This window comes from Bacillus sp. sid0103 (assembly GCF_019219025.1).
Genome location: NZ_JAHUWN010000002.1, coordinates 396973 through 423534, shown reverse-complemented (window position 1 = coordinate 423534; position 26562 = coordinate 396973). Strand labels below are relative to the sequence as shown.

Genomic DNA, 26562 nt, shown 5'->3' with positions numbered 1-26562 from the left:
AATCCGTATTTTTCCTAATACACAATCTGCGTACCGATTAATTGGAGCGGTCTTAATCGACCTAGCCGAAGAACAAGCTATGAAAAAAGTAGTGCAAGAAAAAGGCTAGGCGCGAAGCGCGCGAAATTTTGATGGTTTGGAAGGGGGTACCCCCTTCCAAACCATCAAAATTCATAAAAGCTGAAAAACATTGTAACCATAGGAAATACAATTTACACAAAATATAGGACTTGACTGTCAACGGTAACGAATAGACCCTAATCATGCCCATGACCGTAGAAAAAAGAGGCCAACGGTAACGAATAGACCCGAATCGTGCCCATGACCGTAGAAAAAAGAAGTCAACGGTAACGAATAGACCCTAATCATGCCCGCGCACCCAGAAAAAAGAAGCCAACGGTAACGAATAGACCCGAATCGTGCCCGCGCTCCCAGAAAAAAGAAGTCAACGGTAACGAATAGACCCTAATCATGCCCGCGCACCCAGAAAAAAGAAGCCAACGGTAACGAATAGACCCTAATCATGCCCATGACCGTAGAAAAAGGAGGCCAACGGTAACGAATAGACCCTAATCGTGCTCATGACCACGAAAAAAGAAAGTCAACGGTGAAGATTAATAGAATCCACTCACCAACGAACCAGTTAGTTTTTCAAAAAGGACCAATCTACCAGAAATGAACCTCAAAAAGTGCATGTCCAATTTTTCCTCCTTTGTCAGTATCAATCGTTTGACGTAAATCTAGATTTAATATATTATCAATTCGAGATACTTACATCAAAGATATCAAAAAGGAGAGTTTAAATAAATGAACATATTAGTAGTAAAAGCAAATAACCGTCCAGCTTCTGAGGCTGTTTCTAGTAAAATGTATGAGACTTTCATGGAGAACCTCGAAGGCGTTAACGTAACAACTTACGATGTATTTGCAGAAGATATGCCTTACTTTGGCCAAGATCTATTCAATGCTTTCGGTAAATTACAATCTGGTGAAGAGTTAACTGATGTTGAGCAACGTATTGTAGCTGCGAAACAAAAAGCAATGGATGCTCTTTCTGCAGCAGATGTTGTTGTATTTGCATTCCCGCTATGGAACTTAACCATCCCAGCAAAATTGCATACATTCTTTGATTATGTAGCTGGGGCAGGTTTCACTTTCAAATACACTGAAGCTGGCGTAGTCGGCTTGATGTCTGACAAAAAGGCTGTTATCCTAACTGCACGTGGCGGTATTTACTCTACACCTGAGGCAGCTCCAATGGAGATGGCAGCTACTTATATTAAAAATATGGTAGGCGGCTTATTCGGAATGGAAATCGTTGATGAAGTTATCATCGAAGGTCACAATGCTGCTCCAGATCAAGCACAAACGATTATTGCGGAAGGTCTAGCAAAAGTGGCCGAAGTAGCAAAGAATTTTTCAGCAGTAACAGCGTAAGTCGAATTTAAAGATTATGATTTGTTAAAAGGGCCCTGGTGAGAACCTCTCCAAGGGCTTCTTTATTGCATTTCTCCTGTCATAAAACATTTACTTCAAGAAGAAAATAAAGTAGGATAGAATAGCTAATTTCGATCAAGACAATTGATTTACATCAACTCCGCTGACAAAAAGGCTTCGCACCCCACGAAGCCTTTTTGTCATGCTTAAAATTCCTTTAAAGATTACCTAATTGCAGCATTTTTTAATCGATGAAAAGGGACAATAATTTTCATATATTCCTAGGAAGGGTCAGGTAATATTTATTCGAATCATATCGTAAAAATCAAGATTGATAACGGAATTCTGTTCATCATGAATTTGGCCTTTTGAGGTTTACTGTAAAAGTTGTAACAATTTTATCTACCATGTAAGAATCTTAATATAATTAGCAAAAATGTTACCCATTCTTTAAATGCAATCCCAAACCTCTATGTTAAGATGATGCAAAGCCACTTTTTCAGGAAGTATTTTTTTTAATATTAAATATAAGTGGCGAAACATTACCCATTCTTATATGAATGGTTGAATGTATAAAAGGAGGTCTTTTTTTGAAACGAAAATTTCAGGCAATGTTTCTTGCCATAACGATGCTTTTCTCTGTTCCATCTGTCAGCTTTGCAGACGTAGCAGAAGGAGATGTCATTGTTACATTAGGAGAAGACCTAACCAAACAGCAAAAAAATGAAATGTTAGCAGAGTTAGCGGTACCGGAAAACGCACAAATTATTACTGTATCCAATAAAGAAGAGCATGATTATTTAGGGGAGTCTATACCTAAGGCACAAATTGGTTCCATTGCTATTTCATCAGCGAGCATCACAACCGGTGCCAAAGATTCCGGGTTAGAGGTTCAAACGAACAATATTACATGGGTTACGGATGAAATGTATACAAATGCCTTGACTACAGCGGGTGTAAAGGATGCAACCATTCAGATTGCCGCTCCATTTTCTGTTACAGGTACGGCTGCTTTGACGGGAATTATGAAAGCTTATGAAACGACAACTAATGAAGAAATTCCTGAAGAAATCAAAAAAGTGGCTAATGAAGAAATGGTGAAAACCGCACAGCTCGGGGACTCCATTGGAGCGGACAATGCTGCTGCTCTTATGGGAAAAGTTAAGGATGAAATCGCCAAGAATGAACCGAAAACAGAAGCTGACTTGCGTACATTAATTGAACAAGTTGCCACGGAGCTTGGGATTACTTTAACAAATGCAGAGTTAGATATGTTAGTAGACTTCTTCAACAAACTAAAGGCTATGGATATTGACTGGAACCAAGTAAAAGAACAAATAAGTGTTACGACAGAAAAAATCTCGACACTTTTGCAATCTGAAGAAGGTCAGTCATTTTTACAAAAGCTGCAAGATTTCTTAAATCACTTACTTGATGAGATTCGCGTCCTCTTTGCTTAATGAAAAAAGGTTGATATTGCAAACTATCAAAATAAAACTTTTTGATTTTAGGAAAAACGAAAGGAGAAGGATCATGAAGAAAATAATATTTCCTCTTATTGCAGGAATCATGGCTATTACCTTAACAGCTTGTGGTTCAAATGATAAAGGTGCACAATCCAATAATAGTAAAGAGCAAACTAAAACTGCTCAAACCGAGCAACAAGATCAAGAGAAACAGATGAAAGAAATGCAGAAGAAGCTAGATAAGCAAAAAATAGACGAGAAGAAAACCGTTGCTATCATCAATGATGAAAAGGTTTCAGGTAGTGACTATAATATGGTGTTATCATCTCTACAAATGCAAATGCAACAAATGGGACAAGATCCTACTTCTGAAGAGGCAGCCAAAAAAGTGAAAGAACAAACTATCGATAGCTTAGTGGGACAAACGTTGATTCTTCAAGAAGCAGATAAAAAAGGATACGAAGCATCAGATGACGAAGTTGAAAAACAACTAGCCAAAATGAAAGAATCGTATAAAGGTGATACCAAATTTGCAGATGCTATGAAACTAGCTGGTTTGGATATGACGACCCTAAAAGCCAAAACTGCTGAGAATATTCAATACATGAAGTACATGGAGAAAGAAATACCAGTAGAAGAAGTAACGGATAAAGAAATTCAAGCCTATTATGATCAATCAGCCCAGCAAGCAAGTGCCGGTGGTCAAAAACTTCCAAAGCTTGAAGAAGTAAAACCGCAAATAAAGCAACAACTTGAACAACAACACCAACAAGAACAGCTCACTAAACTGGTAGGAGAGCTTAAGAAAACTGCTAAAGTTGACATTAAAATCTAATGACTTCAATAAATTCGGTGCCTGTCACCGCCCGATACTGAAGTCATTTACTAGCTGCATAAAAGGTCTTTATTAAACTGTCCACTTTATGGGTCACAGTTCAGAAATTGCAAGACACACTACACAATTGAAAACTTTATGGATACAGAAACTACTTGGCTTTAGAAGCATTCGCTTTAAAACCATGCAGTAAAAACGAACTAGAATATATGGTAAGTTTATTTAAAAACGACTCTCAAAGATAAAATAGAGAATCGTTTTTTTTTTGCTATAAATAAATATTGTCACTCCACAATATTTGTTGAAGGATAAGTAAACAGTGTCTGGCGCGGTTGTTCTAATTTTGTTCCATAATTATCGACATTGTTCTTCCTGTTTTGGAAGCGGAATCCCTTCATTACAAAAGGCTAGTCGTATATCTAATCAATCGTTTAGTTAACAATCTTTTCGGTAGAAACCCGTCAAAGTTTGTAAAAGGATACTTTTTTTATCAAGTTTGGAAGATTGGTAGCGAAAATGGAATCTTAGTATTCGACAAAAAATTTTCTTATTTACGGATCAAATTTCGTTTTTCAAAAGGGTTCGTCCCACATTTAATCAAACGATTGATTAGGGAGAACATTTGTCAAAGTTTGTTACATTACAGCTAACTGTGCTTTAAGAGAGAGCGGACAGGAACATTAGTTCGAAAAAATGCAACTAAAGTAACTGTTTTAATAGATTCTGAATTGTTAAACTATTGGTAACTCCCAAGAATATACAGAAAATAATTCTGTCAGGAGGGATACGAATGGAGAGAAAATTACAATTAATTCCGTATCAAGTGAATGAAAAGGTCGAAGTGGTGTCTGAGGTGCCAAAAGGGATTGAACTTATTGCGGCTCCAAAAATCTGGGAGAAATCGAAAGGTAAGGGAATCACGGTTGCGATCTTGGACACAGGCTGCGATGTCACTCATCCCGATTTAAGTGAGCGGATTATGGGTGGACGGAATTTCACGGATGATGATAATGGAAATCCTGATGTATACACTGACTATAATGGCCATGGAACCCATGTAGCTGGCACCATTGCTGCCGTCCAAAACGGTACAGGAGTCATTGGTGTTGCACCTGAAGCAAGTTTAATGATTTTAAAGGTGCTTGATAAAAATGGATCAGGGCAATATGACTGGATCATAAATGGAATTAACTATGCCGTTGAACAAAAGGCGGATATCATCTCCATGAGCCTCGGCGGTTCTGAGGATGTACCTGAGTTGCATCAAGCGATTCAAAACGCAATCGCTAAGCAAATTCTAGTCGTTTGTGCTGCTGGAAATGAGGGAGATGGACAGGAATCTTCAGATGAATTCGCCTATCCTGGCAGCTACAATGAAGTTATCAGCGTCGGAGCCATTAATCTGCAACGCCGTTCTTCTGAATTTTCAAATTCGAATAATGAAGTCGACTTAGTAGGTCCTGGTGAAGAAATCCTTTCCACGTATATAAAAGGAACTTATGCAATCTTGAGCGGAACTTCGATGGCAACACCGCATATATCCGGTGCACTTGCGCTCATAAAAGATATTGCCAACAAACACTTTGAGCGAAATCTGACCGAGTCTGAGCTGTATGCCCAATTAATCAAGAGAACGGTTCCTCTAGGAAACTCTCCAAAACTCGAAGGCAACGGATTGCTGTACTTAACAGCGGAGGACTACCTATCGGATGTGTTCAACCAAAAATTATCTGCTCAAGCGTTGAAAATATAATGGAAAAGCTAGATTTGCTTTACAGTGAATGGGAAACAGCCATGTCAGACTTTTTAAATTATAAAGAAAATCGACCCTATTATGATGAAAAGAAAGATAAGGAAGTTAGGAATCAATACTATCAGAGCATTTCATTCACGGATGCTAATCTGTCAGAAAGCCTTCATGCATTGCTTGAAAAAACACATACAGATCAGTTAAACTACAGCCCGTACCGTTATGTGTACCCTTGGGTTGATTTGCAGGAAAACGGTTCATTAAAAAGCCTTTATTCTGGAAAAGGGATGAATCCACTTTCTGTCATAGAGGAGGACGTTCGGCTCTATGAAATGCAAGCAAAAGGGTTAATCGGCATCTTTTCGGAAGATCTATTAAACTGTGAACATGTAGTTCCTCAATCATGGTTCGATAAAAAAGAACCAATGAGAGGAGACTTGCATCATCTATTTGCCTGCGAACCCACCTGCAATAGCAGTCGCAGCAACCATCCTTACTATGATTTCCACGATTATGTCCCTGAAGGATGGCTTCTAGGAATCAAAGATGGCTGCGGCAAGGCGGAAGAAAGTAAATTTGAACCAGAATACGGCAAAGGAATCGTTGCCAGAGCAACACTCTATTTCCTAGTTCGCTATCCAAACACAATAAAAAAAGAACTAGAGAATGTCTCTTTATTGCTAGAATGGCATCAAACCTTTCCGGTCTCCATCTATGAAAAGCATCGCAACCTAGCGATCCATGAACTTCAAGGCAATCGGAACCCATTTATTGATTTTCCAGAGATGGCAGAGAGTATTGTAACCATATAAAAATGAAGTGATTGATTGGAAACTCATTTGCAATATTGAATTGCAAATGAGTTTTTATTCTATTGAGCTATTCTCCTCTTACTCTCTATATATACTGAAACATCCGTTGCGGGTTATGGACCCAGCCTCTCATTTTAAAAATATTGTGTAAATTTCTGCAGATGACTAACAACTATTGTAAAAACCCCACCAGCTCTTTGTATTCTCTCCTATACAGCTCAAATCTCTCCTTTACATGCACACAGGCCTTCTTGTTATAATCGTTCCAAGTATTTATGTCCATAAATTCTTCTTCCGGAAAATCATAATCAAACTCTTCTAACCAAATGCATAAATGGTAAAAATAATTTCTAATACGTTAAGAAATCAGCTTTTTTATGTACTAAATTATAATTCTAAAATACTTTTCTCTATAACGTACAGCAGGTCGTAATCTCCATTAGAATAAACTGATTAACTAAAACATTTCTGTTACATAGGTTCGAAATAACTCCGCTGACGGTGATAAAGTAATCCCATTTAACCAGGCGATTCCTATTTCTCGGTGGCAATATGGTTTGGAAATTGGAATTTGTTTGATTTTTTCCGGGTTGATTCCATGAAATGCTGGAATAATGGTAACTCCAAGCCCGGCTGAAACAAGACCTGCTATAGTGGGTACGTCTTCTCCTTCAAATTTTATTACTGGTGTGAATCCTGAATTTTTACAAAATTTATTAATTAACTCTCTCATCCCTAATCCTTCCTTAAAGCTTATAAAATTGTCATTGGATAACTCGCTAAGAGCTATTGAGGATCTTGATGCGAAACGATGATTGGCAGGTACATATAAGAACAGCTCCTCATTCATTAATGGATGCCATGTAATATTCGGATTATGCTCAAATGAACCAATCAGGCATAAATCAACTTCCCTGGTGAGAAGCTGCTGAATGCTAGTTACTATTTTGTTCTGATAGATTTGGATCTCCACATGGGGATATTGTTTATTAAAATTGCTGATTATTTTAGGCAAAATGGTTATGCCCAATGTTTGTAGAAATGCAAGGGAAACAGTCCCTGTGTATGGATTTTTTAACTGATTAATTTCCTGGATGCCAAACGAAATCTCATTTAATCCATTTTCAACTCGTTTCAAGAAAAGTCGTCCAAACTTATTTAGATGAACGGAACGTCCAGTCCTATCAAAAAGTGTGACGCCAAGTTCCTCTTCTAGTTTATTGATAGAACGACTGAGGGCAGGCTGAGAAATTGCCAACTGCTCCGCGGATTTTCTAAAGTGTTCTGTTTTTGCAACTACACGAAAATATTCAAGTTGCTGCCATTCCATTTCATATAACCCCTTTCTATCTTATTGATAACAAAAAGGTATCGTTTTTATAATTATAATGCAATAGACGTTAACCTTTTTCAAGGGGTACACTAAAAATAGGAAAAAAAAGAGGATAGGCTGGTCTGGTAGGATATTTTTAAGCCATTTTGGATGGAGTGAAGTTATTTTTATGAGTTGCGGGCTATTAATCTCCACCAGTTTTTGTAATTGTATTAAGCCAATCACTTCGTTTAGCACGGGTTGAACACTTAATTGAATCAAGGGAAAAGAGTGCATATTACATTTAGAGGGAGAGGTATTATTATGGCTTTACAGTTAGATCCACACTATTCACCTTATACATCACAACGAAATGTAGTATTTGCCAAGAATGGAATGGTCGCTACGTCTCAGCCTTTAGCTGCACAAGCAGGGTTGGATATTTTGAAAAAAGGCGGAAATGCGATTGATGCAGCCATTGCAACAGCTGCTTGTTTGACAGTAGTAGAGCCTACCTCAAACGGAATTGGTGGGGACGCCTTTGCGCTTGTATGGACAAAAGGACAATTACACGGACTAAATGCAAGCGGTCCAGCACCTATGAATATCTCCATCGAGAAGGTAAAAGAAGATGGACACGAAAAAATGCCAAAGCACGGCTGGCTGCCGGTAACTGTACCAGGTGCTCCTGCAGCTTGGGTAGAATTATCAAAACGTTTTGGCCGGCTCCCGCTTCTAGAAGTTATGAAGCCAGCAATTGAATATGCAACAAACGGCTTTCCTATTTCACCAACGCTAGGACGCTTTTGGAAAAAAGCATTTGAACAATACAAACAGGAATGTACAGGAGCAGAATTCGAAGCTTGGTTTGAGACCTTTGCACCTAAGGAACGAGCACCTGAAGTCGGAGAAATATGGTCGTCTCTTGACCACGCTGAAACACTAGAAGAAATCGCAAGAACAAACGGGGAAAGCTTTTACCAAGGTGCACTTGCTGAAAAAATTGCAGCAGCTTCTCAGGATTTTGGAGGCTATTTAACTAAAGATGATTTAGCAACCTTTAAACCAGAGTGGGTTGATCCTATTAAGGTAAACTATCGCGGCTATGATGTTTGGGAAATCCCGCCAAACGGGCAAGGTATCGTTGCTCTTATGGCTTTAAACATACTAAAAGGATTTGATTTCACAGCAAAAGAAGCAACAGACACATACCACAAACAAATCGAAGCAATGAAGCTTGCTTATACTTGCGGCAAGCAATACATTACAGACCCTAAGCATATGGCTGTAACTACAGAAGAGCTATTAAGTCAATCGTATGGCCAGCAGCGTAAAGCACTGATTGGAAGTGATGCATGCACCCCAGCTCCAGGTGTACCGCCACGCGGAGGCACCGTGTACCTTGCAACAGCAGACGGAGAGGGTAACATGGTATCGTTTATCCAAAGTAATTACATGGGCTTTGGTTCTGGGATTGTAGTACCAGGAACAGGAATTGCCTTACAAAATCGAAGTCATGATTTCAGTCTTGACCCTACTCATTATAACTGCCTTAAGGGCGGTAAGAAGACGTACCATACGATTATTCCGGGATTTTTAACGAAGGATAATCAACCTGTTGGACCATTCGGTGTAATGGGAGGATATATGCAGCCGCAAGGGCATGTTCAAGTCATTATGAATACAATCGATTTTCACTTACATCCTCAAGCAGCATTAGATGCACCAAGATGGCAGTGGAAGAACGAAAAGACAGTAGAAGTAGAAAAAACATTTCCATCCCACATTGCAGAAGAATTAGTACGAAAAGGACATGACATTAAAGTTATGGTAGACTCAGGTTCGTTTGGCCGCGGTCAAATTATATGGCGAAACCCTGAAACGGGTGTACTGATGGGTGGCACAGAATCAAGGACAGATGGGGCCATTGCCAGTTGGTAATCCAAAATAAAGGATTGATTCTATGAAACAACTAGACATTTTTATCGCATTTTTTCGCAGCAGCATGCTTGGATATGGCGGGGGACCAACAACGATTCCACTCGTTCAAAAAGAGGTAGTAGAACGGTTTAATTGGATGAACAATGAGGAATTTGGTGATGTGTTAGCGATTGGCAATACGTTGCCCGGTCCTATTGCAACAAAGATGGCGGGATATATCGGATTTCGCATTGGTGGCGTACTAGGAATGATAAATGCCATCTTTGCTACCATTTTACCTACTATCATTTTAATGATTATTATGCTCAGTACATTAATTGTGTTCAAAGATTTGAAATGGGTTCAAGGCATGACAAAGGCAGTTGTACCAGTAGTAGCAGTGATGCTTGGAGTCTTAACTTGGGAATTCGTACAGAGTTCAATTAAAGGACTCAAGTGGTTTTTTACCACATTGCACATCATTGTCGCACTAGTACTGATCGAATACTTCGGTATTCATCCTGGATTTTTAATAGGAGCTCTTTTAGTAATTGCTGTAGTGAAACCTACCAATACGTCTGAGAAAAAGAAAAAGCATAAGGGACTGTCAGCATGATCATTTATTTGCATATCTTTTGGGTCTTTTTCATCACTAATATTTTAGGATATGGCGGAGGACCAGCAACCATCCCTCTCATTCAAAAAGAAGTAGTAGAGCACTATAAATGGATGACAACGCAAGAATTTAATGAAGCTTTAGCTATGGGGAACGCTCTGCCCGGTCCGATTGCAACAAAGATGGCAGGCTACATCGGATTTCAAGAGGGAGGATTCCTTGGCTCATTCCTGGCAGTAATTGCAACCGTTACTCCGTCTCTTATACTCATGCTTACTCTAATGGGTATTCTGTATAAATTTAGAACGTCTCCGCAAGTTAAACGCATGACACTATACGTCAAACCGACAATTGCGGTACTTCTTGGAGTGATGGCATTTCAATCATTCTATGAATCTTACTTTCAAATAGGAATAGGACACATTCTATTTTTAGGAATAGGCAGTTATTTATTAATGCAAAAAATGAAAGTACACCCTGGATTAGTAGTATTTGCTTCACTTCTATACGGTGCATTCAATTTGTAGTGTAAACACTAGGTAGGGTCTCTATTTAGAGGCTCTACAGATTACAAAATAGGGTGCTCAAAAAATTATATATCCGTAACTTATACCATCACTAGAGGTACTTTTGCCGGAATGAAAGGAGGGAGAATTCTTGAGACAGAATTACAAATGGAGATGGAAACAGTTACTTCCTCCATATTACGATTCAAGTTATCCATAGTAGGACCAGGATTAACTTTGGACAAGCAACCTAAATTGCCTCGAACTCTGGAAACCCCCATCTTATCATCATTGTGGCTCGAATCCAAGAAAAGATCGGTTTGCTCTCGGGTATTAAAGAAAATTTATGATTTATAGTTGTGGACAATTGCGTTTTATTATTCTTTAATTCATATAGGAGTATTACGCTGTTTATTTTTTAAATTTTCAAAATTTAAAGCGCTTTCTTTAATGGGTTTAAGATCAAAATTTCAGCCATATTGATTTAATTATAATGTCTATTTGTGCTTCCTTTTCTAAGTAGATTAATGGAGAGTACCTATATCATTTTATTATCAAAAAAGGATGTGTTTTCTGTATGAAATTAAAATGGGTTGTTATAGCTTTTTTGTCCGTTCTTTACTTGATTAACTTTACCGATAAGGCGATTTTAGGGTACGCAGCTATTCCTATTATGGAAGATTTGGATCTTAACTATAGTCAATGGGGTATCGTTGGAAGCAGCTTCTTTTGGTTGTTTTCAATTATGGGGATAGTTGGAGCTGCATTGTCAGATCGAATTGGAACAGGCAGAATGCTCGCTTTCATGGCGATTGGTTTGACAATAGTACAGTTTGGAACATTAGCAATTTACGGATTGCCAATGCTAATTTTGTGTCGTGTCCTTCTAGGTGCTATTGAAGGACCATTTCATGCAACTGCTATTAGCCATATAAGCAAACATTTCGTTACTGAACAGCGAGGCCTTGCGATTTCCATTATGAATACAGGTAGCATGGTCGCTAAATTAATGGTTCCTCTTCTCATTTACATGATTGGAATTTATGGTTGGCGAATGGTTTTAGTTTTTTTAGGAGTATTAAGTCTGGTTTGGGCAGTATTATGGCTATTTACTTTTAAAGGGGAAAAAGGGAGAAATATAGTGAAGGCTGAATCTACCTTTGTTCCCGAGAAAGTGAAATGGTCAGAGATCTATCCACATTTTCTATCTTCTACTTTTATCTTTACTTGTCTTGCTCTATTCATGTCTTACTGGATTCTTACCTGGTCGTTTGTATGGATGCCGACCTATCTTGTTAAAATTGTACATTTAACACAAACACAGATGGGCTATGCAGTTATGTTCATAGGCCTAGGTTCTGCTCTTGGTGGTGTACTTATCTCATTTATCTCAGATCGGTTACTTAAAAAAACAAAAAATATTCGAACATCCCGTGTGCTTGTTGCAGGAACATCTTTAATATTAGCAGCTCTAAGTTTTTATTCTACAACATTTGTCCAAAGTGCACTTGGAGCAATTATTGCCCTGTTTTTGGGAATGGCGTTTGTAAATGGTATGTTTCCACTTGCACCCCAGATTGTGAATCACTTACTTCCTGAACGAAGAGGATTAATGTCAGGTGTTTTGCTAGGGCTTGCAAACTTGTCAGGAATTATTGGTCCAGCTGTAATTGGTTTTGTTGTTCAATCTGCAGGCGATAACATTAGAATCGGATTTAATTACTCTGTCATCATGTCTGCCACTTTATTATTAATTGCCAGTCTTGCTTTCTGCATTTTTACAAAACCTGATAAACAGGTTAAGAATCTACCATTATCACCAAAAGTTGCGAACTTATAGTTTTTTAATAGATATGGAATCAATTTAGAGGAAACAGGGAATCTATGTTTCTAGTGAGTGCATTTTGCACCCGAACCGTATACTTTCGTTGAAAGAACATCTGCTTTCACCCAAGCAGATGTTCCTTTTTTTATTGTTCTATTGAGCTGTGTTTCATGTCAAATAGCACCGGTACGTTCCGGTGCTATTTGATCCTGGAAAGAAAGTTTCAGTTTCCAAACGATTTGATTTATCATTCATTTATATAAGTTTAAAAATTATTTATTTTGATTAAATACTACTAATTTAAGTTCCGTCATTTCCTCAATGGCGTACTTTACACCTTCTCGGCCAATTCCACTTTCCTTTACTCCCCCATATGGCATATGATCCAGACGGAATGTAGGTATATCGTTTACTATAACGCCACCTACGTGCAACTTTTGCGAAGCCATTAAAGCCGTATGGATGTTCTCCGTGTAAATACCTGCTTGTAATCCGTAGCGAGAATCATTGACAAGCTCTATTGCTTGATCAACAGATGAGATTTTATTGATTAAAACGATAGGGGCAAACACTTCTTGGCAAGAGACTTTTTGGGACGGATCCACATCCAATAAAACAGTGGGATGCAAAATATTTCCTTCCGCTTTACCCCCTGTGGCAACTATTGCCCCGTGCTGCTTCGCTTCCTCAATCCATTCGAGGGCTCGTTGGATCTCTCGGGGACTGATTAATGCTGAAACTTCTGTCATCGAATCTAGAGGATCTCCAAGTTTTAGCTTCTGAGCCGCTTTGACGAACTTTTCTACAAATAGTTCATAGTGTTCTTCATGAACATAAACCCTCTGTAAGGAGATACAAACTTGCCCTTGAAAAGCAAATGCTCCGGATACACAACGTGAAATGATTTTGTCAATATCAACGCCTTTGTCGACAATGACCGCAGCGTTAGAACCCAATTCAAGTGTGACCCTCTTTAAACCGGCTTTATTCCGAATACCAATGCCAACGGCAGGGCTTCCGGTAAATGATATCTTTTGAACTCTTTCATCTGTAACAAGCTTTTCACCTATCAATGTTCCGCTTCCCGTTACAACATTGAATGCTCCTGCAGGTAACCCAGCTTCTTGGATTAACTCAGCAAGAAAGAATGAAGACAATGGTGTTTGTCCTGCCGGTTTTAATATAACGGTATTACCTGACGCAAGTGCAGGTCCTACTTTATGTGCTACTAGGTTCATAGGAAAGTTAAAAGGTGTAATCGCCGCAATTACTCCTATTGGTTCCCTTACGGTATAGCCAACTCTTCCTTCTCCTCCTGGGGCAGCATCTAACGGAATAGTTTCTCCATGTATCCGTTTTGCTTCTTCTGCAGCAAATTTATATGTTTGAATCGTGCGAGCAACTTCCCCTTTTGCCGTAGAAAGGGGTTTAGCTGCCTCCCGAGCAATTATTTCTGCCGCTTCATCTGATCTTTGTTCTAATAGATTTGCAAGATTCTCTAAAATCCTTGCGCGCTGGTAACTTGGCATACCAGCCATTGTTTTTCTAGCTTCATATGCAGCAGAGAGCGCCATTTCTACTTCATCAAGAGTTGCTACAGGAACTTCTGCAATCACCTCTCCATTGTAGGGAGATAATAAAGGAGTATAAGTTTTTGCCTCTACCCACTCACCATTAATAAATAAGTTTTTTTTCATAATTAATCTCCTCACCTTACATTATTTATGTTTATGACTCATTTATTTCTTTATGTGGTTACATAGTTTGCTATAACATCTGCTTCGATAACACGGATGGAATTGTTTAGAATCTCAATCATTTTCGTGATCTCGTCTTTATTAATAGTTAACGGCGGCGCAAATACTACTATATCTTGATCATCCAAGACGACTGATCTACAAATAAGCCCTTGATTTGCAGCTTCCGTAACAATTGCAGGAGACAGAGGCGCAGCGTAACGTTCTTTTATTTGTAAATCTTGGACGATTTCAATACCTGCCATCAATCCAAGTCCTTTTACTTTACCGACGATTTTTCGCTCTTGTTGGATTTGGTGAAGCCCTTTTAGCAGTTCCTGACCCATTGCTTCAGCATTTTCTATTAAATGTTCTTTTTCAATAATGTCCAAATTTTTTAATGCAACCGCACAGGCCATTGGATGCCCGCTATACGTGTATCCATGCAACAAAGTGCCCGTTGAAAGCTCCGTTAATTCCTGGTGAATCTTTTCTGATATCATTACCCCACCAAGTTGAGCATATCCACTTGTAACACCTTTGGCAAAGCACATCATATCAGGGGCAACACCGTAATGATCCATTCCAAAGTACTTTCCTGTTCGGCCAAATCCAGTTATCACTTCATCTGTAATAAATAAAACTCCATATTCATTGCAAATTTCCCTTACTTCCTTAAAATAATTTTCCGGAACTACATGAATGCCCCCCGCTCCTTGTACAGGTTCTGCAATAAAAGCCGCAATCGTTTCAGGACCTTCTGCTACAATCAATTCACGTAAAGATTTAGAGGAAAAGTTGTCTACGTATAGAAAATCAGGAGCCAGTGAGTTCGTGAAATCCCGGAAAGCTTTCAACCCCGTTGCACTTGTTGCCCCCATGGAGACTCCGTGATAGGATTTCGTTCTTGAAATAATCTTTTTCCTTCCTGGCTGCCCTTTTAGAATCCAGTAATGGCGGGCAAGTTTATAAGCTGTATCATTAGCCTCCGAACCGCCAGAAGTGAAGAAGGTGGCACTTAAATCTCCAGGAGCGATTTGAGCAAGTTTTGCGGCCAATCGAATGGCAGGCTCGTTGCTATATGTAGCAAAACATGAAGTGAACCCCAGTTTTGACATCTGCTCCATCGCCGCTTTGCCTAATTCTTCACGACCATGCCCTACGTTTACATTCCAGAGAGATGACATACCATCAATGACTTTTTTTCCTGTTACATCTTTAAGATAGACTCCCTTTCCTTCCTTAAAGATAAAAGCAGGTCCCTGTTCTTGTTGCTGTTTAAGTGGGGAAGTTGGATGGATAAAATGTTTTTTATCTAAATCTCTTAATTCCTGGATTGAATTTTCAGTTTGTGTCATCATGAACACCCTTTCGTTTTAAATAAATGTCTGAAAAAAATGAGACTTCTCATCTTCAATATAAATTAAGCAAGATTCGTGCCAACGTATATTTCAGGTAAAGACGACATTTTTTAGCAATCTTTTTGAAATATTGATTTAAAATTAAATCAAATTCTCGATTTTTAATTTAATTATTGATTATTTACTCATTTTTGATTTATATTTTAATCAACATCGATAAACATAAAAGGAGGTAACGTATTGGATGATAGATTGCTAGAGATGGAATTAAATAAAATTATCGAAACATCGAATAATAACATAACCATTACAGACGAAAAAGGAATCATTTTACGATCTAATCCAGAACATTGGGCTATTTATGGAATGAAACCTGATTCATACATTGGTACATCGGTTTATCAATTAGAAGAAGAAGGGCTTCTTGCACCATCTATCAATGCAATCGTTTTAAAGGAAAAAAAATTCACTCGGATTATGCAGCATACAAAAACAGGCCATATTGTCATGTCAACCGGCTATCCGATTTTCAATCAAGAAGGTCGCCTGGTTAGAGTGATTAGCTATAGTCAGGATCAAACCGAAATATGGAAATTGCAAGAAGAATACGAGCTATTACAACGCAAAGTAAAGGGCTATCAGACAGAAGTTGAGGATTTAAGGGAAAAGGAAATTGATCATCATTCGATTATTGCTAAAAGTAATCAAACTCAGCAAATTTTAAAAACTATTCATAATGTGGCTAAAACCGATGCCACGATTCTTTTATTAGGACCATCTGGCGTAGGGAAAAGTACGTTTGCACGAACTCTACATAATAAAAGCACTCGAAATAAAGAGCCATTTATTGAGGTAAATTGCAGCACGATTCCAGAAAGTTTGTTTGAATCAGAGATATTTGGCTATGAACCAGGATCTTTTACAGGGGCAAACAAGCAAGGTAGGCAGGGACTGATTGAGCAAGCTGACAGTGGTACTCTTTTTTTAGATGAAATCGGCGAACTGCCCCTAGCCATGCAAGCCAAATTATTGAAAGTGTTACAAGAAAAAAGTATTAAGCGCATCGGTGGAAAAAAAGAAAGACTCATTAACTTCCGGCTAATCGCCGCAACAAATCAGGATTTAGAGAAGATGGTGGGTGAGGGGAAGTTTAGATTAGACTTGTTTTATCGTTTGAATGTGGTCCCCATCCAAATTCCGTCTTTACATGAACGTAAAGAAGACATACCTATTTTAATTCAACATTATTTACAGAAAACCAATGATAAATACCAGACAATAAAGAAATTCCATTCCTCGACTTTTGAAGTAATGACTCATTATGAATGGCCTGGAAATATACGCGAATTAGAAAATTTAATTGAACGGCTAATTCTGACCATTGAAGAACCCACTATTTATCCCAACCACCTTCCCCTAGCCATCACAGGGGAACAGACAGAAGATTCCACTTCCATGGCAATCGAAAAGGAAGTAAATGGGACACACGATCTAAAGAAGACTTTAGAAAAGGTTGAGATGCAACTGATTGCACAAGCATACAAACAGTGTAAAACCACATACGAAATGGCAGATTATTTGGGGATTAGTCAACCTTCAGTCATCTATAAATTAAAGAAATATAAGGAGCATTTTTGAATACTTACGCTATTTTAGGTTTTATATTGTTAGCCAAAGGGAAAGATGGTAAGGATAACTTGGAAACGGAGGAATGAAAAATGGATGTTCCATTCACATCAAAGGAAGTCATTACTCAAATCCAGAACTTACAGAACCAAGGTGATTCTCTACGTAAAAAAGAGGTAAAGCAACTTTATCCTGATTTAATGAGGAGTGCTTTGTATTACTACCCAAGTTGGCAACATGCCGTAGAAGAAAGTCAAGTAGGATAGCATATCTAACTTCCATCAAGACAATTGATTAACATGAACGCTGCTAACAAAAAGGCTTCGCTCCCTGCGAAGCCTTTTTGTCTTGCTTAGAGTGTGATTAATTTCTCTTATTAATTGTGTGATTTTTCATATAATCTTTAGGTCCATTGTAAATAAACACTTCAATAGGTAATGGGCCATTTGCTGTTCAACAGGGGAGTTAAGAAACGAAATATCCTCTGCAAGAATCCTAAATTTATAGATTAGTGAATTAGTAAAAATCCTTACTGCCTCTGGGTATTAAGCAACAACTTGAACAACAACAACAAAAACAGCTCACTAAACTAGTAGTAGAGCTTAAGAAAAATGCTGAAATTGACATTAATATCTAATGATTTCAAAACCGTTAAAGAAAAAAGCCTATCCTTTTAATTACTATAGAAGGAATAGGCTTTTTTCGTTTAGAATAATACTGTTTTTACTTGGTTTCGTTTTAGCGGAACATGAAATTGATTATTGTCCAATGTTAATGGCGCTATTGCTTTTTCGTTCAAGTTTCCTTCTGTTGCATGGTCAACGGAACGATTCAGTGTAAACGACCCTTGCGTTTCTGCTTCTGTCGGATTGAAGAAGCGGAGAACGAAGCGATCTTCTTTTTCAGCTTTTTTCAGTGTGCTCAAAACAGTAGTCGGGCTGGTTTCTTTTAGGAAGCTAAAGGTTAATGGTGTTTTGACACCAGATGAATTTAGCTTCATTGCATTATACGGAATCTTATTATAGGTTTGGATTGGTGTAGTAAATTCTCTAGCCATTCTTCCGATGTTTGCTTGAGTCGTTGAGCCTTTATGTGTTGTAATCGCAAAATCCAGTTTGAGTTTCCCGATCATTTGGGAATCAGGTGTCGGAAGTTTAATTCCTGATGGACGACCTGGTCTTCTGAGCATTTCCTCTTTTCCTAAAAAGCCAACGCTGCGGAAAAGGGTAATCGCGATCGTATCATCATTCTCTCCGATAATTTCATACTCCCGTGTGCTGTTCGTTAATACGCTGATCCCATGCTCCTCGTCAGTTAGGCCGACGAAGGAAAGCATGGGATAAATCGAATCTGGACGCTCGTCCCAATTTTCTTTTTCCCAGTATTCCATCGCCGAATCATAGACATCGCGTTTAATAAATCCGAATTGATTGTCCGATACCGAGAAGGAAGCGGCGATACCAGTAGGAATCAAGGCACGAAGACGATGGTCGTTTGCTTGATTGTCTATTTCAGCATCCACTTTAATGATTGGCTGGTGATTTGGAATCGTTACCTTCCAATGAACATCGACAAAACGGTCCACTTTATTCATTTTTCGATGTTCTAAATCACCAGGGACCTCAAGTTTTAACTGAATGTCAATTTGGGCTTCGTAATGGTTTTGGGCGATTTTTATTTCGGCTTGTGCGTTATCGCTATAAATAAGTTTTTCATCTGGTAGAGGTGAGAAGTCGTATTCGTCTCCGTCATCTCCGCCGTTTTCGAGCAGCAGCACATGGTTGAACTCTTTTTGAAGCTGCTTATCGTATATGTTTAGTGTGCCGTTTAGATTTACGGAAACCTTGTAAAATTCCGTTTCTACCGTTTCTTTTTCCACCAGTGAATTAGTAATATTAGTCTCGGCGCCAACGACAAAGTATGTTTTATAGCCCATCGCTGGAATCGAATCTTTTAATTGAATCGTATATTGGAAAAATGGATCATAGTTTCCGTAGTGAACGATTTGACGGTCAATTAATCCAGGATCCAGGATTTCTTTTTTCAACACCTCAAAAGGAATGGTGTTTCCGTCAGCATCCTCGAGTGTAAAGGAATTCAGTTTTGAAATGACGGTAGTGGTCACCACATCCTGACGGTCATAAGGCAGTAGGTTAAAGGCTGTTAAGCGATCTTCTTTACGGTCCGTGTCAATCGAATCCGTGATTTTACGCTTGTAAAATTCGATTAGCTGATCCGTCTTTTCCTCCGCTAGGAAGAAGCGGTTCATGATTTCACGATGAACTTTATCGGAGCAGCAGCAACCGATACTGTCATGGGCATGGTTTTTCATGATTTCTTTCCAAATTAACTCGATTAACCCGTGATGGTATTCGAAGCCTAAGGAATAAGCAATCGAAGCTAATGGTTCTAGGATGTTCGTGATTTTATTTTCAATTCGTGTGTTCGCTGCTTTAATATCCATTCGAGTCGAATAGATACTTCTGTGCACACGCATGTATTTACCATCTAAAAATTCACCTTGAAGCGTTGGCAGGGATTGATTCTTTTCGAGTTCTTCAAATACATTTTCATATTTGCTTAAGAAAAATTCACGGTCTGGATATAGGTTTTGCAACTTTTCCATTATGGTAAAGATATTTTTTTGGATTGGCATTTGATCGTGACCGTTCGGGAGAATAATGTTTTCCGTTGTGGCGCCGCGGTCAAGAATCGTAAAATATTTATCGATCCGTTCTTTTAGTTTTTCCTCATCCTCAGGGAGATATTTTCCGATGGCATAACCAAGCGGGAATAGCTGTACTAATACTTTGCTGCCATCATCACTTTCCCAGTAGAATTCGGTTTTATCCGTACCATGGCGCTCAGAAGTACCGCGCCAGAAAATGGAGTACTTAATGTCAAATCCATTTAAGATTTGCGGCATTTGCGACGTTTGACCGAAGGAGTCGGGCAGATAGCCAATCATCATCGGCTGTCCAAATTCTGCTGTATCCTTTAATCCATACAGTAGGTTGCGGACGATGGATTCCCCGCCGACTACCATTTCATCCGTTTGGGTGTACCATGGTCCGATAATGAGCTTTCCTTCTTGAGCAAGCTTTTTCACGCGCTCTCTATTCTCAGGTTTTACCGCAAAATAGTCTTCTAGGATTGAGGTTTGACCATCTAATACATAGTAAGGATAATCTGAGTTGTTCTCGAGCATTTCCATTATTTCTTCCATATTATTAACAAGTAAAATTCGAGATTCTTCTGTTGAAAAGTACCACTCTCTGTCCCAATGCATATGGGGTACGATATGAACCTTTTTCATGATGTCCTCCAAATGTCAATGGTACCTAGGGAGTTTGTCTCTAGGTACCATATGTTTTTTTATTTAACTAATCTGTTTATAAATCAATTCCACGGGTTTTAGCGATTATTCCGCGAGTTTTTGAATTAATTCCGCGGATATTAACGTTTATTCCGATTGGTTTTAAAATAATCCCGAGGAGGTCACATTTAATTCCGCGAAGTTCACAATTGATAACCCTATTAAGCTGCTTTTTTTGTTGCAGCTACTTCTTTATTTTCTTTTTTTAATTTCATTTTTCTTGTAGCGATTAATAGAACCATTGAAATTGCCGCTCCGATTAGGGCTGCTCCCAGCCAAACGCTTGCTGCTAGTAACATTGGTTGTCCTTGTAATAACGCTAACGAGAAAATGCCGGCGCCAGGAACATTTAAGCCGATATTAAAGTAGGCAACAATTGCACCTGTAACGGCTGAACCGGCGATTAGTGATGGAATCACGCGTAATGGGTCGTTAATCATGAACGGGATGGCCCCTTCGGTGATACCCGCTAAGCCAAGCAGCCAAGTTTGCTTTCCAACCTCTTGTTCTTGTTTAGTAAAATACTGTTTTCCAATAATTGTTGCACCTGTAACTGAGAATGCAGAAACCATTTTTACAGAAGCAAAAGTCGCGTAAGGGATAAAGTTTCCGCTCGCCATGGCACCGATACAGAAGGTGTAGGCCGCTTTGTTGACTGGTCCCCCTAAGTCGAATGAAACCATCGCACCAAGAATCGCACCTAAAATAATGGCATTCGTACCAGACAGACTGCCAAGCCATGTGATTAAGCCTTGGTTGATCATGGCAAGTGGTTTACCGATGACGAATAGCATGATCGAACCGACGACAAGTGTTCCGACAACTGGATATACCCAGAAGCTGATAAATCCGGCGAATGTACCTTTTGGCTGGATTTTTTTCTTTAAGAATTTCAAGAAGAAACCAGCTAAGAAACCACCAAGCATACCGCCAAGGAATCCAGAGCCAATCAAGTTAGCCGCAACACCGGCCGCGAAACCAGGTCCAAGCGCTGGTTTATCCGCGATTGAGTAGGCCATATAGGCCGCTAAAATTGGAACCATCAACTGGCCAAGAAGTCCCCCGCCAAGCTGTCTTAATAACCAAAGCCAGGAACCTTCTTTCGCATACACATCCTGAAGGTCAAACGCTTGCGAGATTAAAACTGCCGCCGCTAATGTCATACCGCCAGCTACAATGACCGGGATAATATAAGAAATACCTGTTAAGATCGAGTCTTTGATTTCGGTTTTAAATGATTTTTCGCCGCCCTCTTCATTGGAAGAATCAGCGGTTTGTGACGGATTGTACTGTTTTTTCGGAGTCGTTTCCGCCTTGTCTAGTGCTTGCTGAATTAAGTTTGTCGCATTTCTTAAAGGAGTCGCGACAGATGTTTTTATCTTTGGTAGGTGGGCAAAACGTTCTTCGTTTTTAACGGCCACGTCATTGGCAAAAATAATCGCATCTGCTTTTTTCAAAAGGGCTGTTGTGTGGCGGTCCTCAATGCCGTTTGCCCCTTGCTTTTCAACAAAAACGTCAACACCTAGTTCTTTTCCGGCTTTCATGAGTGCTTCTGCCGCCATATAGGTGTGGGCAATTCCTGCCGGACAAGCGGTAATCGCTAGGATTGTTTTGTTCAATTTTTTTGCTGCTGCTTTTTCTTCTGCGGCTTCTGTTTTATCTAATTGGTTGAATAATTCTGTATTAGTACTTGCTTGTAAAAGTCTGTTTTTGTAGTCTTCGTTAGATAATCTTTTTACAAATTCCGAAAGCAATGCTAGATGAGTTGAACCCGCTTCATTCTCTGGAATCGCAAGCAGGATTACCAGCTGGACTTGATTGTTTGGGTCGATGCTTTCCCAGTCAGTTACCGGATTTTTAAGGGTGGCGATTGCAAATGCCGCTTCCTTGACGGCAGTTGACTTTCCGTGTGGAATTGCAAGTCCGCCTTCAAAGCCTGTTGGAGAAAGCTTTTCTCTATCTAAAACTGATTGAAGAAATTCTTGTTGTGAATGTAATTTACCAGCTTCACCTAGCTGCTTAACTAAGTACTGAATGACTTCTTGCTTAGAGCCAAAGGTCTTTCCAGTACTGATTAGGCTTGGTGAGGTAAGTGCTTGGAGTTGCATAACGTTTACCTCCTTATTTTCGTGAAAGTGTTTTCATTTCATGGGTCTATCGTAGCAAAAAAAAAATAAGAAGATCGATTCTTCTTATTTTTACACAATGGATTCTAATTTAAGCGGTTTCACGTGTATATGTACACATTTTTAAAAATGGTCCCAATAAAATTGAGATAATGTCTGCAATACAACCATAACTGGGGTTCGGTCGGTTACGTTATAGCCGTTCTTTTCTTTTTTAGGTGCATAGCAGTATAAATTAACATTGGCTGCTTCTTGAAGTGAATTCCGAGTAAAGTGGGTTAATGAAATAATCGGTATTTCTCTTTGTTGTGCTTTTTCAGCCATTTCAAGGATTTGAGGGGTTTCACCCGATAGGCTGATTAAAAAGAGAACGTCCTGTTTATTCATTTGTTCAAGCATGTGAATCATTTCATGGCGATGAATATAGTGCTCGGACGATTTTCCAACCACACGTAAATTCCGGACCATGATTTCACAGTAATCAGCTGTGTCACCAACCCCAAACCATAAGACATGCTTAGCATCATAAATCATTTTCGCTGCCGCTTCGATTCGTTCCATATCAATGAGCTCGAAGGTCTTTTGGATATAATAATAGGAACTATCCTGGGCGGGGGCTTTGGCAGATTCGAGTTCTTCCTTAATACTATTTTTCAGGTGCGAGAACCCATCATAGTCCAGCTTTTTAGAGAGTCTTGTAATCGTGTTTGGAACAGTAAATAGGCTTGCGGCTAAGCTTTGGATCGATTGGCTTACGAAGTCCTCTTTGTTTAATAAGATATATTCAATAATTTGGTCGTCCGTATCATTTAACTTATATTCAAACTTATGTATACGCTCTTCAAATTGCATATTTATTCACCTCAGTTGGTTTATTATAGCAAAAAGGAAGGGGTTTCACTACTGGGTGGCGTTCAAAGAGGGGGATTGAAAGTTGGGTTGGGAAGTCCGCAAATTCGGTGCTTTTCGCAAGGTGGAGGCGACTATCCGTAAATAGATGGACTCTATCTGCAAGTTGGAGGCGACTATCCGCAAATAAGGCGGGTATCCAAGAGTAAATGAATAAACTGGGAGGAGTCAAACATGAATATTTTAATAGCGATGGATTCCTTAAAGGGAAGTCTTTCATCGAGAGAAGCCAATATGGCTATTAAAGAAGGTTTTTTACAGGCAAATTCGGATTTCAACATTCAGACCGTGCCGGTTGCTGATGGCGGGGAAGGTACAGTTGAAGCGCTCGTTCATGCGACAAATGGACGCTTCGTGGACACCACGGTGACCGGACCACTGGGCAAACCAGTTAAGGCGAGATACGGTATTTTAGGAAATCAGGTGACAGCTGTCATTGAGATTGCGGAAGCCTGTGGGCTGCCTTTATTGAAGAAGGAAGAGCGCAATCCTCTTTTCACCACAACCTTTGGTGTCGGAGAGATGATTTTAGAAGCACTTAATATTGGCTGCCGTGATTTTATAATTGGTCTTGGCGGAAGTGCTACCAATGATGCAGGAGTTGGAATGCTTCAAGCACTAGGATACCAATTTTTCAATCAGGAAGGTTTAGAAGTTGGCCATGGCGGGTCTGAGCTGAAGAATATTACCAAAATTGTTGCGAGTTCTGTACCTGAAAAGGTGAGGATGGCGAAGTTTCGGGTTGCTTGTGATGTCAATAATCCTCTCTATGGAGAAAATGGTGCTGCCTACATTTACGGACCTCAAAAAGGGGCGACTCCTGAAAGGGTAAGGGAATTGGATGCTGGCCTTCAACATTTTGCTGACGTGGTCTATAAGCAGTTAGGCCATGAGCTCCAGCATATTTCTGGTGCAGGTGCAGCTGGTGGTTTAGGTGCAGCTTTTGCAGGATTTTTGGAGGCAGAGTTAGAATCAGGTGTTCAGCTAATTCTTGAACAGGCTCAATTGGAGAGCAAGCTACAGGAAGTAAGCCTCGTCATCACAGGTGAGGGCAAGCTTGATGGACAAACCTCCATGGGAAAAGCGCCTGCGGGTGTGGCTCTAATGGCGAGAAAGCATGCAGTTCCAGTTATTGCACTTGCTGGTGATATATCAGAAGGCAATTCCTCCTTATATGAGTCAGGGATTACCGCTTATTTTACCATCGTGTCCGGACCGGTTGATTTAGAAGTGGCGATGGACCCAGATGTAACACGGGAAAATCTAAAGACCACCGCGGAGCAGATAGGAAGGGTCTTAAGTCTGCTTCCATAGCATATCTAACTTTATCTCAAAAATTATTTATCTAGGTAAATGCCCTGGTGAGAATAACCTCTCCCAGGGCATTTTTATTGGATTTCTCCTGTCATAAAATGTTTACTTCTGGCTCCCAAAATACGCCAATCTAACAAAGTCCAAGACGATTAGTTATTCATTAAATCCTCGCAATACTCCCGGATTAGTTTCGAGGCTTTCGTCTGGCTGATATCGAGGTCCTTTGCGACTTTTCTGGACGATTTGTGAGTTTGGTAAGCTCTTCTGATTAAGTACCGCTTCGTTTCGTCAATCGCTTTATCGAGTGAAGTGGGGAGGGCGAGCTGGGTGACTTGTTCAACGTTGTCGGTGATCATATCCGGCAAGTCGGCTACCTGGATGATTGAGTCGCTAATGACGACTAACCGTTCAATCAAGTTTTCGAGCTGGCGTACATTTCCCGGCCACGAATAATGGATTAATAGATTCAGGCATTCTTCCGAGATGACTTTGTTGTCCTGGTATTTTTTATTGAATTGGTGTAAAAAGTTGTACGTGAGCGGAATGATATCTTCTTTGCGCTCACGCAGCGGCGGCAGGTGGATGTCGATCACATTCAGCCGGTAAAATAAATCTTCCCGGAATCTTTTGTCATTGACCATTTCAATTAAGTCCCGGTTTGTTGCGGCGATGATACGGATATCGACTTTTTTCATTTCGCTGCTGCCGATGGGAATGAACTGTTTATCCTGGATGACTTGTAAAAGCTTTGCCTGCAGGGCGAGTGGCATTTCCCCAATTTCATCAAGAAAAACTGTACCGCCGTTTGCTGCCTCGATCAATCCCTGTTTTCCGGTTTTGTTTGCGCCAGTAAATGCCCCTTTTGAATAGCCGAATAGTTCCGATTCGAGCAGTTCTTCCGGAATGGCCGCACAGTTAATCGTCAGGAATGCGCCGCTTTTCCGCTTGCTGATCCGGTGGATGTACTGGGCGAGTACGCCTTTTCCTGTTCCTGATTCTCCCTGGATTAAAATCGTGGAATCTGTTGGCGCCACCTTTTCGCAAAAAGCTAGAATTCGGTTGATTTTGCTGCTATTCGTAATGAACTGGCCCGCTTTATCTTCCGTATGAGTTGTTGTTGACTCATCACTCATTCCACTTGCTTTTCCCATTTTATATGTCTGCAATTCGGTCGATGTGATGACGACTAGTTCGATTTCTCCCTCGTCATTTAAGATTGGAATCGCCGACGTCATCAGTTCAGCCCCGATATACGTCTGCTGCCTCATGTAGCAAGGCTTTTTCCTTTTATACACTTCCGGCACAATGGATGGTTTCCAGTAGCCTTTTTCAAATAATTCGACATTGTATTTGCCGATGACATCACTCGGCTTCAGGCCATAATGGCGCTCACAGACCTGGTTCACATAAAGAATCCGCTTTTCGCCGTCAAGGACGAAAATTTCATCTTTGGAATGATCGAGAATTTTTAAAAGAGTTTGCAGCGTCATCTCAATATTGCCTGTTGCATCAGGACTTTTCATAGAATGATCCTCTCTTTTCTAAAGGTGATGAGTTAATTTTGACAAAAATGTGACCATATTGAGTTAATTATAACTCAATATGAAAGCGTTTTTTATAAAAATCAAAATTTTT

General features: G+C 39.7%; 19 protein-coding genes. 12 read left to right on the top strand and 7 right to left on the bottom strand.

The features are described from left to right. The first annotated feature begins 807 nt into the window (after nucleotides 1–807). The 5 genes from KW850_RS03990 (at nucleotide 808) to KW850_RS03970 (ending at nucleotide 6300) form a co-directional block, all read left to right on the top strand. On the top strand, nucleotides 808–1437 hold the full coding sequence (locus KW850_RS03990) for an FMN-dependent NADH-azoreductase (RefSeq protein ID WP_218346269.1): 630 nt from the start codon (nucleotides 808–810) through the stop codon (nucleotides 1435–1437). Between the two features lie 590 nt (nucleotides 1438–2027). Continuing rightward, nucleotides 2028–2897: a DUF1002 domain-containing protein gene (locus tag KW850_RS03985; RefSeq protein ID WP_374226274.1), complete on the top strand. Its 870-nt coding sequence runs from the start codon at nucleotides 2028–2030 to the stop codon at nucleotides 2895–2897. Nucleotides 2898–2970: 73 nt separating this feature from the next. Further along, nucleotides 2971–3738: a SurA N-terminal domain-containing protein gene (locus KW850_RS03980; protein WP_218346267.1), complete on the top strand. Its 768-nt coding sequence runs from the start codon at nucleotides 2971–2973 to the stop codon at nucleotides 3736–3738. A 790-nt stretch (nucleotides 3739–4528) separates the two neighbouring features. Then, nucleotides 4529–5491, top strand: a complete 963-nt coding sequence (locus tag KW850_RS03975) for a S8 family peptidase (protein ID WP_218346266.1) — start codon at nucleotides 4529–4531, stop codon at nucleotides 5489–5491. After that, entirely contained in the window at nucleotides 5491–6300 is an 810-nt protein-coding gene (locus KW850_RS03970) for an endonuclease I family protein (RefSeq protein ID WP_218346265.1), read from the top strand. The genes KW850_RS03975 and KW850_RS03970 overlap by 1 nt, the downstream gene beginning before the upstream one ends. A 457-nt stretch (nucleotides 6301–6757) precedes the next feature. Here the strand turns inward: KW850_RS03970 and KW850_RS03965 are convergent, their stop codons facing one another. Then, nucleotides 6758–7630: a LysR family transcriptional regulator gene (locus KW850_RS03965; RefSeq protein ID WP_218346264.1), complete on the bottom strand. Its 873-nt coding sequence runs from the start codon at nucleotides 7628–7630 to the stop codon at nucleotides 6758–6760. A 306-nt stretch (nucleotides 7631–7936) separates the two neighbouring features. Here KW850_RS03965 and ggt point away from each other — a divergent pair, with 306 nt between their 5' ends. The 4 genes from ggt (at nucleotide 7937) to KW850_RS03945 (ending at nucleotide 12494) form a co-directional block, all read left to right on the top strand. Further along, entirely contained in the window at nucleotides 7937–9553 is a 1617-nt protein-coding gene (gene ggt / locus KW850_RS03960; RefSeq protein ID WP_218346263.1) for a gamma-glutamyltransferase, read from the top strand. Nucleotides 9554–9575: 22 nt separating this feature from the next. Next, nucleotides 9576–10148: a chromate transporter gene (locus KW850_RS03955; RefSeq protein ID WP_218346262.1), complete on the top strand. Its 573-nt coding sequence runs from the start codon at nucleotides 9576–9578 to the stop codon at nucleotides 10146–10148. Further along, nucleotides 10148–10675, top strand: a complete 528-nt coding sequence (locus tag KW850_RS03950) for a chromate transporter (protein ID WP_218346293.1) — start codon at nucleotides 10148–10150, stop codon at nucleotides 10673–10675. Before KW850_RS03955 ends, KW850_RS03950 begins: the two co-directional genes overlap by 1 nt. A 556-nt stretch (nucleotides 10676–11231) precedes the next feature. Next, nucleotides 11232–12494 carry an MFS transporter gene (locus KW850_RS03945; RefSeq protein ID WP_218346261.1) on the top strand — a complete coding sequence of 421 codons (1263 nt, stop codon included), beginning with the start codon at nucleotides 11232–11234 and terminating at the stop codon, nucleotides 12492–12494. Between the two features lie 257 nt (nucleotides 12495–12751). Here KW850_RS03945 and KW850_RS03940 read toward each other — a convergent pair whose 3' ends face one another. Together KW850_RS03940 and KW850_RS03935 are read right to left on the bottom strand one after the other, a co-directional pair. Beyond that, entirely contained in the window at nucleotides 12752–14176 is a 1425-nt protein-coding gene (locus KW850_RS03940; protein ID WP_218346260.1) for an aldehyde dehydrogenase family protein, read from the bottom strand. Between the two features lie 50 nt (nucleotides 14177–14226). Further along, entirely contained in the window at nucleotides 14227–15573 is a 1347-nt protein-coding gene (locus tag KW850_RS03935; protein ID WP_218346259.1) for an aminotransferase family protein, read from the bottom strand. Nucleotides 15574–15837: 264 nt separating this feature from the next. Here KW850_RS03935 and KW850_RS03930 point away from each other — a divergent pair, with 264 nt between their 5' ends. Both KW850_RS03930 and KW850_RS03925 read left to right on the top strand, forming a co-directional pair. After that, nucleotides 15838–17214, top strand: a complete 1377-nt coding sequence (locus KW850_RS03930; RefSeq protein WP_218346292.1) for a sigma-54 interaction domain-containing protein — start codon at nucleotides 15838–15840, stop codon at nucleotides 17212–17214. Nucleotides 17215–17294: 80 nt separating this feature from the next. Further along, a complete protein-coding gene (locus KW850_RS03925) occupies nucleotides 17295–17468 on the top strand; it encodes a hypothetical protein (RefSeq protein ID WP_218346258.1) in 174 nt (57 codons plus the stop codon). Nucleotides 17469–17908: 440 nt separating this feature from the next. Here KW850_RS03925 and mngB read toward each other — a convergent pair whose 3' ends face one another. The 3 genes from mngB to KW850_RS03910 all read right to left on the bottom strand — a co-directional run bounded on the left by mngB (nucleotide 17909) and on the right by KW850_RS03910 (nucleotide 23556). Further along, nucleotides 17909–20518, bottom strand: coding sequence for a mannosylglycerate hydrolase (gene mngB, locus KW850_RS03920; protein ID WP_218346257.1), 2610 nt, complete (start codon nucleotides 20516–20518; stop codon nucleotides 17909–17911). Nucleotides 20519–20739: 221 nt separating this feature from the next. Beyond that, nucleotides 20740–22686: a PTS 2-O-a-mannosyl-D-glycerate transporter subunit IIABC gene (mngA, locus tag KW850_RS03915; protein ID WP_218346256.1), complete on the bottom strand. Its 1947-nt coding sequence runs from the start codon at nucleotides 22684–22686 to the stop codon at nucleotides 20740–20742. A gap of 141 nt (nucleotides 22687–22827) precedes the next feature. After that, complete coding sequence (locus KW850_RS03910) at nucleotides 22828–23556, bottom strand: MurR/RpiR family transcriptional regulator (RefSeq protein WP_026564301.1); 729 nt, start codon at nucleotides 23554–23556, stop codon at nucleotides 22828–22830. A 231-nt stretch (nucleotides 23557–23787) separates the two neighbouring features. Here KW850_RS03910 and KW850_RS03905 point away from each other — a divergent pair, with 231 nt between their 5' ends. Continuing rightward, nucleotides 23788–24927, top strand: a complete 1140-nt coding sequence (locus KW850_RS03905; RefSeq protein ID WP_218346255.1) for a glycerate kinase family protein — start codon at nucleotides 23788–23790, stop codon at nucleotides 24925–24927. Between the two features lie 149 nt (nucleotides 24928–25076). On the opposite strand, the gene KW850_RS03900 is transcribed toward KW850_RS03905, so the two are convergent. Continuing rightward, nucleotides 25077–26450: a sigma-54 interaction domain-containing protein gene (locus tag KW850_RS03900; RefSeq protein WP_218346254.1), complete on the bottom strand. Its 1374-nt coding sequence runs from the start codon at nucleotides 26448–26450 to the stop codon at nucleotides 25077–25079. Between the last annotated feature and the right edge of the window lie 112 nt (nucleotides 26451–26562).